This is a genomic window from Peribacillus sp. NPDC056705 (genome assembly GCF_043656335.1).
Window position 1 is genome coordinate 1 of sequence record NZ_JBHTYI010000023.1, and the last position, 12319, is coordinate 12319.

13 protein-coding genes and 1 pseudogene are annotated in these 12319 nt (G+C 40.9%); 4 read left to right on the top strand and 10 right to left on the bottom strand.

Annotated features, from left to right (window positions below; translation table 11 throughout):
* Positions 1-775 precede the first annotated feature (775 nt).
* The 3 genes from ACFRAK_RS20605 to ACFRAK_RS20615 all read right to left on the bottom strand — a co-directional run bounded on the left by ACFRAK_RS20605 (position 776) and on the right by ACFRAK_RS20615 (position 3923).
* The gene (locus ACFRAK_RS20605) at positions 776-2242 is read right to left on the bottom strand and encodes an aminoacyl-histidine dipeptidase (protein WP_394572371.1); all 1467 of its coding nucleotides are present in this window, start codon (positions 2240-2242) and stop codon (positions 776-778) included.
* Between the two features lie 38 nt (positions 2243-2280).
* A complete protein-coding gene (locus ACFRAK_RS20610) occupies positions 2281-2889 on the bottom strand; it encodes a VanZ family protein (protein WP_387602882.1) in 609 nt (202 codons plus the stop codon).
* A gap of 215 nt (positions 2890-3104) precedes the next feature.
* Positions 3105-3923 (bottom strand): MerR family transcriptional regulator, encoded by an 819-nt coding sequence (locus tag ACFRAK_RS20615; RefSeq protein WP_394572373.1) that lies wholly within the window; start codon positions 3921-3923, stop codon positions 3105-3107.
* A 106-nt stretch (positions 3924-4029) separates the two neighbouring features.
* On the opposite strand from ACFRAK_RS20615, the gene ACFRAK_RS20620 reads away from it, so the two are divergent.
* Complete coding sequence (locus ACFRAK_RS20620; RefSeq protein ID WP_387603162.1) at positions 4030-4479, top strand: GNAT family N-acetyltransferase; 450 nt, start codon at positions 4030-4032, stop codon at positions 4477-4479.
* A gap of 98 nt (positions 4480-4577) precedes the next feature.
* Here the strand turns inward: ACFRAK_RS20620 and ACFRAK_RS20625 are convergent, their stop codons facing one another.
* Both ACFRAK_RS20625 and ACFRAK_RS20630 read right to left on the bottom strand, forming a co-directional pair.
* Positions 4578-5594 (bottom strand): ABC transporter permease, encoded by a 1017-nt coding sequence (locus tag ACFRAK_RS20625; RefSeq protein ID WP_387704489.1) that lies wholly within the window; start codon positions 5592-5594, stop codon positions 4578-4580.
* Entirely contained in the window at positions 5591-6316 is a 726-nt protein-coding gene (locus ACFRAK_RS20630; RefSeq protein WP_260285149.1) for an ABC transporter ATP-binding protein, read from the bottom strand. The genes ACFRAK_RS20625 and ACFRAK_RS20630 overlap by 4 nt, the downstream gene beginning before the upstream one ends.
* Positions 6317-6434: 118 nt before the next feature.
* Here ACFRAK_RS20630 and ACFRAK_RS20635 point away from each other — a divergent pair, with 118 nt between their 5' ends.
* The gene (locus ACFRAK_RS20635) at positions 6435-7034 is read left to right on the top strand and encodes a TetR/AcrR family transcriptional regulator (protein WP_387704491.1); all 600 of its coding nucleotides are present in this window, start codon (positions 6435-6437) and stop codon (positions 7032-7034) included.
* Positions 7035-7261: 227 nt separating this feature from the next.
* On the opposite strand, the gene ACFRAK_RS20640 is transcribed toward ACFRAK_RS20635, so the two are convergent.
* The 5 genes and pseudogenes from ACFRAK_RS20640 to ACFRAK_RS20660 all read right to left on the bottom strand — a co-directional run bounded on the left by ACFRAK_RS20640 (position 7262) and on the right by ACFRAK_RS20660 (position 10853).
* Complete coding sequence (locus ACFRAK_RS20640) at positions 7262-7453, bottom strand: hypothetical protein (RefSeq protein WP_076370632.1); 192 nt, start codon at positions 7451-7453, stop codon at positions 7262-7264.
* Positions 7454-8067: 614 nt separating this feature from the next.
* Positions 8068-8901: an STAS domain-containing protein gene (locus tag ACFRAK_RS20645; protein ID WP_387704493.1), complete on the bottom strand. Its 834-nt coding sequence runs from the start codon at positions 8899-8901 to the stop codon at positions 8068-8070.
* 412 nt (positions 8902-9313) lie between these two features.
* Positions 9314-9975, bottom strand: a pseudogene (locus tag ACFRAK_RS20650) (class I SAM-dependent methyltransferase).
* A 35-nt stretch (positions 9976-10010) separates the two neighbouring features.
* Positions 10011-10139: a hypothetical protein gene (locus tag ACFRAK_RS20655; RefSeq protein WP_394572375.1), complete on the bottom strand. Its 129-nt coding sequence runs from the start codon at positions 10137-10139 to the stop codon at positions 10011-10013.
* Positions 10140-10232: 93 nt separating this feature from the next.
* Positions 10233-10853 carry a class I SAM-dependent methyltransferase gene (locus ACFRAK_RS20660; protein ID WP_387602899.1) on the bottom strand — a complete coding sequence of 207 codons (621 nt, stop codon included), beginning with the start codon at positions 10851-10853 and terminating at the stop codon, positions 10233-10235.
* Between the two features lie 248 nt (positions 10854-11101).
* Between ACFRAK_RS20660 and ACFRAK_RS20665 the strand changes: the two genes are divergently transcribed.
* Both ACFRAK_RS20665 and ACFRAK_RS20670 read left to right on the top strand, forming a co-directional pair.
* Positions 11102-11380 (top strand): PadR family transcriptional regulator, encoded by a 279-nt coding sequence (locus ACFRAK_RS20665; protein ID WP_370662603.1) that lies wholly within the window; start codon positions 11102-11104, stop codon positions 11378-11380.
* Positions 11381-11396: 16 nt separating this feature from the next.
* Positions 11397-12116, top strand: a complete 720-nt coding sequence (locus ACFRAK_RS20670) for a pentapeptide repeat-containing protein (RefSeq protein WP_387602902.1) — start codon at positions 11397-11399, stop codon at positions 12114-12116.
* The last annotated feature ends 203 nt before the right edge of the window (positions 12117-12319 follow it).

Genomic DNA, 12319 nt, shown 5'->3' on the forward strand with positions numbered 1-12319 from the left:
GTCGTGTAATGAATATTTTCTGTTCGGCAGAAAAATTGGCCATAAAAAACACCCCATAAATGTTAGTTGGTGTCTAACATTTACGGGGCAGTTCAGATGAGACCAGCCTACAGTTTTTTCAAAAAAACGTTCCAGTTGATTTTCAGAAATCCGCTCCCTTTCCGCCGACTGTCTGACAAGCCTCCTCGGCACAAGCGCCTGTGGGGTCTCGGCTAGCCAGTAATTCGGCAGGAGTGTCGCAAATTTCTTCAATCCATTAAGGGTTACAGTAAAAAAACATCCGGGATAACCTGGTCTAAAACTTGTTTCGGAATAGACTAGCCTACGGTTTTTATTAAACAAACGTCTCAGTTGATTGGAACGGAAGGCGCGAGACTCCTGCGGGGAAAGCGCGTCCAGGGGAGACCCCGCAGGCGCCAAAGCGCCGAGGAGGCTCCCGGACCGCCCGCGGAAAGCGAGTGCCTGGAGAGGAAATCAACGACCCAGCCTTAATCATCGTCGGAATGAGACCATCCCGAACCCCCTTTTTAGACAAAAAGGTTTCAATCTAATGTTTTAAACAAAGTTGATTGGAACGGAAGGTACGAGACTCCTGCGGGAAATGCGAGTCCAGGGGAGACCCCGCAGGCGCCAAAGCGCCGAGGAGGCTCCCGGACCGCCCGCGGAAAGCGAGTGCCTGGAGAGGAAATCAACGGTCTATTCTTTATCAACTAAAAAAAGACATCCTATCAATTAACGATAGGATGTCTCTAAATCTATTGAATTCAACTGTCCTTTATATATCCTTCATTCTCTTTAATGTATAAACAAAGTATTCCCAGTTGTTTATGGTCGACGGGATGCTTAAGTGTTCTTCAGGTGTATGTACGGAAAACATATCCGGCCCGATTGAAACAGTATCCAACCCTGGTATCTTATCTATGAATACCCCACACTCGATCCCTGCATGCACAGCGATGATTTCAATATCTTCATGATATTTTTCTTTGTATGTCTCTTCAAATAATTTCTTGAGTTTCGAATCAGGATTATAGGGCCACTCGGGATAATCCGCGTCAACCAATAGCTCGCACCCAAGCATGTCGGCAATCGCCTTTGCTTGCGTGACCATATTATATTTGATGCTTTTGACCGAACTCCTGATTTCACTTTCGAATATCATTTCCGCTTCATTTGTTGTAACGACCCCTAGATTCGTCGAACTTTCCACTAATCCTTCTATTCCCATGCTCATTCCTTGAACGCCATGCGGGATTACCAGTAAGGAGGTAATGGCTTTAGTCACCGTCTCTTTGGAAAAAACATTTGAAGAAACCGTTTCGATTTTTTCAAACCTGATCAATACCTCAGGGTCGGAGGATTGCAGTTCATTTTTAAAAGTATTCTCCCATTGTTGAAGTCTCTCCATCATCTTCTGAACATCTTCTGCATGAATCAGTACAGTCGCCTCTGCTTCACGAGGAATGGCATTCCCTTTCAGCCCCCCGTTCATTTGCTGTATGTAGCAAGGGAATTCTGCCGTTAATTCATGTAATACTCTGCCCAAAAGTTTATTGGAATTCCCTCTTTCCTTATGGATGGACATACCGGAGTGTCCGCCTTTCAGCCCTTTAATCCTGATGTTATAAGATACAGCATCAACAATTGAAGCCGATTCCCATCCGATTGGCAGGACCTGCCGCACTCGTATTCCTCCTGCAGAGCTGACAAGCAGCTTTCCATCTTCCTCCGAATCGATATTGATCATCATTTTTCCCTTGAAGTGAGCCGGATCCACGGCAAGTGCCCCGTTCATTGTCGTTTCTTCTTCAGTCGTTATGACTATTTCAAGAGAGGGATGCGGAATATCATTTGCATCCAATAATGCCAAAGCATATGCAACAGCAATTCCATTATCCGCCCCCAAAGTTGTATCCGTCGCATACAACATGTCTCCCACAATCCTTAGTTGAAGCGGATCTTTCTCGAAATCATGAAGCGTGCCCTTGTTCTTTTCGCAAACCATATCCATATGCCCCTGGATAATGACGGTAGGTGCACTTTCATATCCAAATGTGGCAGGCTTTTTGATAATCACATTCAGCGCTTCATCCTGGATCACCTCCAGGTTCCTATCCTTAGCGAAGTGAACCAGATAGTCACTGATCGCTTTTTCATTAGCCGATCCTCTCGGGATTTCGGATATCGCTGCAAAATAATGAAACACCGGATGGCCCGATAATTCTTTTAACGTACTATACATGAAAAACATCCTTTCATTTTAAATATTTATACTGCCTCTCATCCCTTTACTTTTCCAGGACGGAATACTGCCACTCTCGTGAACAAAGGGTACAGAACGTACCCCAGATAAACACCAATCATATTCAGGATAAGGTCATCGACATCCAAACTTCCGCGCCGAAAAACAAACTGACAGATTTCGATGGCCGAAATCGAAAGTAATGGATAAAGAAATTTCCTTTTTGCGGAGGGTTCTTTCCCTTCCCTCGACAACAAATACAGCCCGAATGGAATGAACAGCCCCACATTGGCGCTAAGGTTATAAAATGACACAAGCCCGTTCATATCGTTCGATAAATATAAAAGAATCGTAGAAAAAGGGACCAAATTATACGAATATACCTGCCCTTCTGGTCGAAAGAACAGCAAAACCAATAATGATAAACTGTAGCCAAAGAGTATTGCCTGCCACAAAAGGCGCGGTATTCGGACCGTTTCACCTCGAAAAAAAAGAACCGCAAACGAAACGAAAAGAAGTATACAAAACCAGACAACGATGATCACTAAAGGATTCAAATATAATCGGAGCTGAAAGAAAAAAGGCAAACCGCACAAAAACAATGCTTGCGACAGCAAAAGGGAAAGCATGACCGATTTTAGAGACATATAACTCCCCCTTCTATTTCTTACCAATCATTGCATGTCCTTATATCCTAGGACAACTTTAAGAACCCGTCAACAACCGCAGAATATAAACCTGTCATTTAGAAAACTGCCAGTATGTTCGTCAAGAGGCAGCTTTTCAAGGCTAATCGATTGCTTGGAATGATTCATTCGCATGTTATAGTCCTCGCCCGAACTATGTGATTCTCTCCCCAGCCTTATTCCACTTCAACCATGATTTGCGTCAGGTAGTTTTCATACCCCTTTACCGCGACTTCATCCAAGATGTATTCTTCGTATGCAAACGATTTGAGGTTCAAGTTTTCACTCTCCATGAATTGCAATATTCTTTCGTACGTTTCGGAGATATTTTTATAACTGCCTTTATGATAGGCAATAACATAGAGTCCCTTCGGTTTTGAATAGAACGTGGGGGCTTTTCCCATGACTTTCGTGTACAAAAATGAATAGTCATCATGATTCCCGTCGATGATGTTTTCTTTACTAATCATGGCCCCGATAGGGAATCCTGTGTAAAATTCATTTTCCTTACAGAAATCAATGAAGTCAGATGTAGATTTTAAGAATTCGGCATCAGAAGAGTTCAGGATGGATTCACTAAGGAAGAGCTGTTCTTCCTCCTGAAGTTTCAAGGTGATTTGAGAGTCATCCATACAAATCGCTTTTTCAGTGAGGTATATTTTCGTTTCAATGATCTTCTGCACTCTGTGAAGGTTCTTTATCTTTTTTTCTAATTCTATGGTCTTTTCTTTGAAAAGCTCAATCAGTTCCATAGGTGACCTGTTAGTAAGAAACCATTTGATCTCTTTCAAAGGCATATTGAATTCTTTTAAAAGCGTGATGACCGAAAAAACTTCGAATTGTTGATAAGAGTAATACCGATAGCCCTTTTCGTTTTTTATATCGGGAGTAAGAAGCCCAATCTCATCATAATGAATGAGCGTTTGTTTTTTTACATTGCATAATTTGGCGAATTCGCCAGTAGTAAAATATTTGCCTACATTTCCATCGGACATTACGATCTCTCCTCTTGACTATATGGTAACCATATACCTTAGTGTATTAATATATCATGATAACAAAACGGATAACCAGGTGCGAAATGGGGAAGGAAAATAAATGATGAAGACCACTATACATGAAGTCTCGAACGAAAATGTAATGGATATTTTGAAATTGCAAATAAATGAAAAGCAAAAGGCTTACATCGAAACGACTGAGCAATGTTTAAACGACGCAAAGGAATGTAAATATTACAGACCAGTTGGGCTTTATTCGGATGATACCTTGGTTGGTTTTGCGATGTATGGTTTTTTCCCTGGGGAAGGTGAAAATGGCAGAGTGTGGTTAGACCGCTTTTTCATTGATGCTGAACATCAGGGTTTCGGGCTTGGAAATATCTTGTTGGAGGCTTTAATAAAAAGATTAATAAAAGAATATGATTGTCCTGAAATCTATTTAAGCATAGTTGAAGATAATCAGGCCGCCCTTCATTTGTATAGGAAATTCGGCTTTGCATTCAATGGCGAATCAGATTATAACAATGAAAAGGTCATGGTCAAAAAAGTATAAGTAACTAGATCTTTTTCAACTCAAAAGTATGTCCAGCAATACAAAAAAAGCCGGTTCCCCTTGTTCCAGGAATCCGGCTTTTTTTTAGATGGTTCATTTTAAAGTGCCCGGTACTTTTTTAAACTAATAATATTGATGGTGATAAAAACGGCTGCAAATGCAAGGAGAATGAGGAGATCAAGTAATACCTCATTGAACGTGAAGCCTTTGTACATAATGCCGTTCATGGCATCCGATGCATAATAGAGAGGCATGATCTTGCCGATTTTTTGCAGCCAGTCCGACATGCCATCCAATGGGAAAATCCCTGTAAAGAAGACTTGCGGCACGATGACCAGCGGTATGAATTGTACCATTTGGAATTCGGATGCCGCGAAACTCGATAGTAATGTACCAAGCGATAATGCAACGAGCGCGACCAGTATATTCGTCAGTAAAACGAGCCAAATGGAGCCAACAAGGACGATATCCAATACATTGACAGCATATAGGACGACAATTATGGTTTGAACGAGAGCAAATAAGCCATATCCGATCACATAGCCCGCTACGATTTCGTATCTTTTAATCGGGGTGGCAAGCAGCCGTTCCAGCGTACCACTTGTACGCTCTTTCAAAAGCGCGATTCCCGCTATTAAAAATACAAAGAAGAAGACGAAAAAGCTGACAAGCATCGGACTGAAAGTATCAAAACCCTTTGTGTCGGCATCCCCGTATACATATCGCTCCTCAATTGAAGGCGTGTTGTTTTCATTCCCTTGCAAAGCTTGCATCATTTGCATTTGAACGGCCTTTGCACGGGACGGTTCGTCGTTCAATAGTGTCAGTTTCATTTTGCCATTTTCAACATACAGCCAGCCATCCGTATCATTTTCAATCATTTTTTCCTGAGAAAATTCCCTAGCAGCCGTTACTTGAAAATCCGCTTGTTTCAATGCTTTGACCATGGTTTCATCACTGCCTGTAACAACGAGTTTCAAATCACTTGCTTCTGTATCGAAAATAAAATACATGAGCGTTAAAATGAGCAATGGAGCCAGGAAAAATAAAGCGAGTGTCCTTCGATCCCGGCGCAGCTGCTGAGTAATTCGAGTAACTAGAGAGGCCATTCTCATTTTAGGCCACCTCCAATCCTTAAAAAAACATCATCAAGCGTTTCCGCGGCAAATTGTGTTTTTAAAGCTGCCGGGGTTCCTGCCGCGATGATTTCACCTTCACGCAGCATCGCCAGTTTATCGCATCTTTCCGCTTCATCCATCACATGCGTCGTGATGATGATCGTCTTATGATCTTCGTTTCTTAAACGCTCAAGTTCCTGCCAAATCGATTGTTTCAGCAAAGGGTCTATTCCTACTGTCGGTTCATCCAAAATGAGAATCGCCGGATTTTGGATGAGTGCCGCCGCCAGTGACAGACGGCGTTTCATTCCCCCGGAATAATGCGCAACCCGAACATTCAAGTCATTCGTCAACTGTACGATTTCAGCTGCATATTGAATGCGTTCCCTTCGTTCCTTTTTCGAAAAACGGTATAGCTTCGCAAAAAATTCGAGATTTTCAGCTCCGGTCAGTTCTGTATATAAAGCATCGGACTGTGCCATATAGCCGACATCCATTAACAGTGCTTGATTTGGCACTTCATGATCCAGAACCGTGACTTTACCCGCATCGGGCTTAATCAATCCGACAATCATCTTAATCAAGGTCGTCTTTCCGCAACCGGATGGACCTAATAAGCCAAAAATCCCATTTTTTTCAATACTCAGACTCAATGGCTGAATGACCTTTTTCTGATGAAAACCTTTGGCAATTCCTTCAATGGAAATCGCGTTTTCCAATGTACACACATCCTCCCTCTTTAATTAACACGGTGTTGAGTGTATCATCATTCTAAGGCAGCATTTGGTCTAATACAATCAACACATTTGGAAAAATGTTCAGTGAAGGAGACATTCCATGGCATCGATTCATGAGGATATGGTACAAAAGACGAAAATGCAGATACATTATCATTTCATTGCACTCGTTGAAGCAGAAGGGTTCTCACATGTATCAGTAAAGAAAATTGCAGAGCGCGCCAACATTAATCGGGGCACATTCTATTTGCATTACACAGATAAATATGAATTGATGGATCACTTACAGCAGGAATTGTTAAAAGAACTTCAAACTCGCATTACTGCCATTTTGCCGAAAGAGGCTTTTATGGCTCTTCATCAACAACAGCTTTACCCGCCCTTCATAGAGATTTTTCAATTCATCAGTGAACATGCCCACGCATTGAGGGCCATTCTTGGTGATCAGGGCGATCCTTCTTTTGCCAAAAAAATAAAGCGAGTATTCGGTGAAGTACTGTTGGAGCGTTTGATCAGCCAGCATCCAGCAGCTAAAGATGAAGCATTCCGCATGTATATGCACGCCTTCCTGACATCTGCGATTTTAGGGGTGATTACTGAGTGGCTGGAAAATTGTGAAGAGCAGACGGCGGAAGAAATGGCGAAAATCCATTTTCAAATCTTGAACTTCATCAGCCAATTGCGTACATTCATACAATGAACGAATCATCAAAGGCATGTGCCATCAACATGCCTTTAAACCTGATTAAATTGGCCTCCGCTCCTATATTACCAACGGAAGAGGTTTTCATAGCAAAAAAACTCATTTTTAAATAAATGAGTTTAAAAGCAAAACAAGATATGGATTTTTCGCTCAGCGTTCCCGGATAGAACACAGGGATTTCATAATTGAATAATACCGCTAATGATGTTGGGATTTTAGTTGATTTACCTTAGGGAAAACAATTTTAAAAACGGATTCTTTTTCTTATCCGTTATCCTTAACTCATCCATGATGATTTGATCCTCATGATCGGCTATCCATTTCCTTAGTGCATCTTTATCCTGGCATTGTGTTAAATATGTCTGGCCACCCTTGCCTGTAGCATTAATAACATATCTATTGAACGTTTTCTCCATAATTGCCCGCCTTTTTAATAAAATGTCTTGAATATTTAAATACGAACGCACTGCTTTTTCCTTTATCATTTACAAAAGAAACATAATTTATATATACTATAAATTTTGATTGGCAATAGCATGTTCCGCTTGAAAGTATCTAATAAAGTACATCGGTGCCGGTTATCATAATCGTTTAATCGAACCTATCATAATGTGCTAACTAATATTTGTCAATACGTTTTTAAAATGTAAATGAAACGTAAATTTTCAGTCTTGTTAAAGATATATTTTTTTACGGTTTAGGGTTTACAAATGCCAAATAATAGGAGCGGGATACGTTTGTCAATTTAATGCATTCCGGCCTGAAATCAAGGGAATTGAGTACGGAGGGGGGTTCAATCATTTCGGGTTAATTCTGCCTTGCAGAAGGGATGAGATCAGCCATCGGCTGCACGCTTTTTGTGGCAAAATCGCTGTTCAAACGGAATTCATGACAACAGGTTCCGGCTTTTGCTTTATGGGCCCTGTACCTATTTTGAATGCAGCATCACTTATACATGCAGAAGACCCCCATATGGAGGTCTTCTCGATGAAGTTTATAACGAGCATCCCATGCCCTGGATATGTATGTATTATTTCATCGTACTGATTGCCTGGGCAAGAGTGGACTTTATCGTCACTTTATCAAAAGGAAGTTGAAGCTTAACGGCAGTCATGGCTATTTCCGGCCGAAGTCCTGAAAGGGTTGTTTCAATACCGATCAAATGTAAGGATTCAATCAATTGCGACAGCTGGTGTGCGGATGCACCATCTATTGCATGTACGCCCGATAGGTCAATGAAAAGCCTTGTGACATTTTTTTCAACGCACTTTTGTAAGGTGTTTTCAAGCAAGGTCATGCCCCTTGTCGTGTCAATATTGCCTATCAAGGGAAGCAACGCCATGTTATCTTTAAGGGAAATGATGGGCGTGCTCAATTCATCGATCGTTGCCTGTTGGGCTTTCATGATTTTATTGGCATATCGATGATTCGCTTCAGTAAACCTCTCCATCACTTCACTGAACACCTTCACCACTATCCGGTACCAGGAATTTATTTCTTCCTGTGGATATTGGTCACCATGCAATTTCACAAACCTGTCAATATAATCAAGGTATTGATCTTGCGTTCGAAAAAACTCCCTCAATATAAAATAGATCGGTGTATTTAAATGCTGCTCATCCTGACCGATATCTTCAATCCAATCACCAAGCCGCTTAAAGAATTCCCTCTCCTCCGTAACGAAGACCTGAAAGAAACGCAAATGGAATTCATTATTTTGCTGCTTAAGTTTTTTAATCACTTTGGGATCGGATGAACTATACACACCCGCTTTATCGCCTTTATTCAATGTTGCGTACCAATCATCAGTCAATTGTGCTGCCACGCCCAATAAAAAGGAATATAATTCTTTATTTCTATGCATAAGTTTCTCCACCTATTTTTTATAAAATAGCATTCCAATTGGTCTCAGTAATCAATAAATCGAATGCACTACATACAGAAATCAGCATTGTCAGGCATTGAAAGTTAAACGTTTCATCAGCTAAGGAAAAGCACCGACTCTTCAATACATGGATTGTCATTACCTGATGCCCAATGCCCCCCTCTTTCCATATACCTTCCCAGCTGTTTTTGAAACCACGCAACCACTGTTTATCAAAAAAAATTTGCAGGAACCTAATCTATTATTCTGGTAAATCTGCGTTCACCCAAAAAGCATTTTATTATTAAAGTTTACCATTTTTATATTTGGTTAACAAATCCCCCCTTTTCTTCAACAAAAAAGGACCTGTTCCCAGATCCTCCGTTTAAAACCATCGCATCACCATTTCACCTTACTTTTTCATAAATAAGGCCGTCCATAAACCTTCCACCCCAAACGTTTCATCCGATTGTTCCATTTTCCTCATTTTACGTATTTCCACCACTTCGAATTCCTTGAAAATCATTCTGAGTTTTTCTTCAGTAAAACCTAATCCGCCTTTAAGGCTCCTTTGCCTGTATACCTCCCAATCTGAAAGTTCTGCACCACCCAATATGCCGCCTTCGACAAAACAAGTAATTGAATACAATCCCTTAAGCCTTAGCGCCTTTTTCACCATCTCTAAATAATTGATCCTTCGATGTGGCGCAATATGGTGAAAACAACCTGAATCATACACGAAGTCATATTACCCTTCCACTCCAAATCAAATATATTCCTTTGAATGAAGTTCACGTTCACTTTCTTTTCTGCCGCTCGTTCTTTTCCCCATTCCAGTCCTGCCTTCGAAAAATCCACCGCATCAACGGAACAGCCCTTTTGAGCAAGGTAAACGGCATTTCTCCCAGGTCCGCACCCAAGCTCAAGAACCTTTCCTGGCCCAATTGACCCTCCATCAAAATATGTAACCAAATTCTCATCAGGGAAATTTTTGAAAAAGGGAACCCCCTTTTCACGGTCTTCATAAAAATCATTCCAGAATGAAGTTGGCTCACGCAATAACGAGTCCAGCATATTCAATAGATCTTCATAGGTATCCCGCCATTTAATTATACTGGTTTCAGCCAGATGCCCCTATTCTTACTCATCGCTACTTTGGCCATCTCTTCTATAATGCCGACACCGTACCTTTTGCCAAGAATGTTCAGTTGAGCCAATTTGGATAATGTGGCGTCCATTCCATTAAGACTTCCAGAATGGCATCATTTCCATTACTATTCAATTGGGATAGGGGTCCTTTCATATTTTCCAATTACCACCAAACCAATCTATCAAATCCGCTTACTGATGATTATCTTCCTATACATTCCATTCAGCATGATCGGTCGATCCTCTTCAACTTTCAAATTCTTATCATGTCTAATGAACAAGTCTTCAAACCGCAAGCCAATATCCGTTCCTAAAAATCTAATGATGGGCCGCAGAAGCTTTTTGGGTAGTGATAGCACTTCATCTTTAGAAATAAACTTATCGAATAGTATGATTTTCCCCTCGCCTTTTAAAACCCTGATCATCTCCCGTAGGCATTCATCGGCATTAGGTACGACGGAAAGAATCAAACTTCCTACTATATAGTCAAACGATTCATTATCGAATTCCATATGCTGTGCATCCATCTTGAGAAAATTGATCGATGTATTATCAAATTTCTCCATCGCTTTATTTAGCATATCGGCTGACAGGTCTATCGCAGTTATCTCCAGGTCAAGGTTCTTGATCAACTCCAAATCGGCCCCAGTACCTACGCCCACAAACAGAACCTTTGCATGATCTTGGAAATGCATCTCTTCAAATATTCTTTTCCTGGCATCTAAAAAGAGATGAGAATTGAAGATTTTGTCATAAATCGGCGACCAAACCTTATAAATCACTTTATTCCACGAATTATTCAACATCCCCACCCCCTTGCTTACTTTTTCTATAAAGCATTAAAAATCCCTTCCAAGCGGATATCATATCTGGCTAATTAGTAAGAATGATCTCCATGCGGCGCTTAAATGCAGACATTACACCTGCGCGATTCATTTTAAATACATTACCTTGACTGTCATAGTAATATATCTTAAGATATACCAAAGGAGGTGAGGATTTGGTTCAACGACAACTATCCTCTGACTTGCTTCGAGGACATGTAGATACGATGATTCTAAAACTCCTGCAAAGTGGCGATAAATATGGTTATGAAATCAGCAAACTGATATATATGGATTCGGATGAGCAATATGAAATTAAGGAAGCGACGATGTATTCCAGCTTAAAGCGACTGGAAAAGGACGGATGCATCATCTCTTATTGGGGAGATGCCACACAAGGCGGGAGAAGGAAATATTACAAAATCACCCCGATTGGGGAAGACACATATATCCAAAATAAAAATGACTGGGAGCAGGCCAAGCGAATACTTGAGCGCCTCTTGTAAGAAAGGAAGATGAAATGTGATCGAAAAATTGAATACACATGTTCATAACATTTTTGCCCCGTACAAAAGTGCAAAAACAGCAAAGGAATTGGAAGAAGAACTGCTGCAAAACTTACTGGAAAAATACAATGACCATAGAAGGAATGGTACCAGCGAGCAGGAAGCGTATAAGCTGACTGTGGATTCGATTGGGGAAGTATCAGAGCTCATGGAATCGCTCAATCTGCAATACAATGTGCTTGAGCAGGCGATAAGCATGGACTATTCCAGGCAACGCTTATTGGATTCCGACTTCCGCTCGGTTTCGGTGCATGATGGAAAATTTAATTCCTGCGATTTAAGCCGTTCTGATTTCAGCCATTCCGACCTGACGAACAGCACATTTAAAAGCACTAACTTAAATAATTGCATCTTTGAAAACGCCAATTTAACCAGTACCCTATTTAAAAGCGCAAATTTAAAAGGAGTTACTTTCAAGAACTGCATTTATAATAAAACCCATTTTAAAGGCTGTAATTTATCTGGTCTTATTTTTGATAAGGAAACATTCAAACAAACCATTTTCGAGGGTTCTTCATTGAAAAAGGCATCATTCCGCGATGCCACACTCATCAATGTTCAATTTCGGATGTCGGATTTAAAGAAAATCGACTTTACTGGAGCTTCGATGGATAAACTCACTTACAACTTTTTACATGGAGCTAAGGTTGATCTTAGCGGCGTGACCATCATCTAAAGGAGGACTTTACAATGACTTTACCAATAGCGATTGTCGTATCCACCTCAATCATTTGCGTGACCGTGTTTCTGACTGCGGTCGTTTTAAAAGGAATGAGCATGGGAGAATGATTCAACAAGAACCCTGTGCTAAGACACGAAAAGTCTTAGCACAGGGTTTTTATATGCTTATCATCCAACCGCCCATCCCCCTCTGCATGA

Excerpts from the sequence above, each read along its gene's own strand:
- ACFRAK_RS20605 (WP_394572371.1), bottom strand. The coding sequence starts at position 2,242 with ATGTATAGTACGTTAAAAGAATTATCGGGCCATCCGGTGTTTCATTAT.
- ACFRAK_RS20610 (WP_387602882.1), bottom strand. The coding sequence starts at position 2,889 with ATGTCTCTAAAATCGGTCATGCTTTCCCTTTTGCTGTCGCAAGCATTG.
- ACFRAK_RS20615 (WP_394572373.1), bottom strand. The coding sequence starts at position 3,923 with ATGTCCGATGGAAATGTAGGCAAATATTTTACTACTGGCGAATTCGCC.
- ACFRAK_RS20620 (WP_387603162.1), top strand. The coding sequence starts at position 4,030 with ATGAAGACCACTATACATGAAGTCTCGAACGAAAATGTAATGGATATT.
- ACFRAK_RS20625 (WP_387704489.1), bottom strand. The coding sequence starts at position 5,594 with ATGAGAATGGCCTCTCTAGTTACTCGAATTACTCAGCAGCTGCGCCGG.
- ACFRAK_RS20635 (WP_387704491.1), top strand. The coding sequence starts at position 6,435 with ATGGCATCGATTCATGAGGATATGGTACAAAAGACGAAAATGCAGATA.
- ACFRAK_RS20640 (WP_076370632.1), bottom strand. The coding sequence starts at position 7,453 with ATGGAGAAAACGTTCAATAGATATGTTATTAATGCTACAGGCAAGGGT.
- ACFRAK_RS20645 (WP_387704493.1), bottom strand. The coding sequence starts at position 8,901 with ATGCATAGAAATAAAGAATTATATTCCTTTTTATTGGGCGTGGCAGCA.
- ACFRAK_RS20655 (WP_394572375.1), bottom strand. The coding sequence starts at position 10,139 with ATGGACGCCACATTATCCAAATTGGCTCAACTGAACATTCTTGGCAAA.
- ACFRAK_RS20665 (WP_370662603.1), top strand. The coding sequence starts at position 11,102 with ATGATTCTAAAACTCCTGCAAAGTGGCGATAAATATGGTTATGAAATC.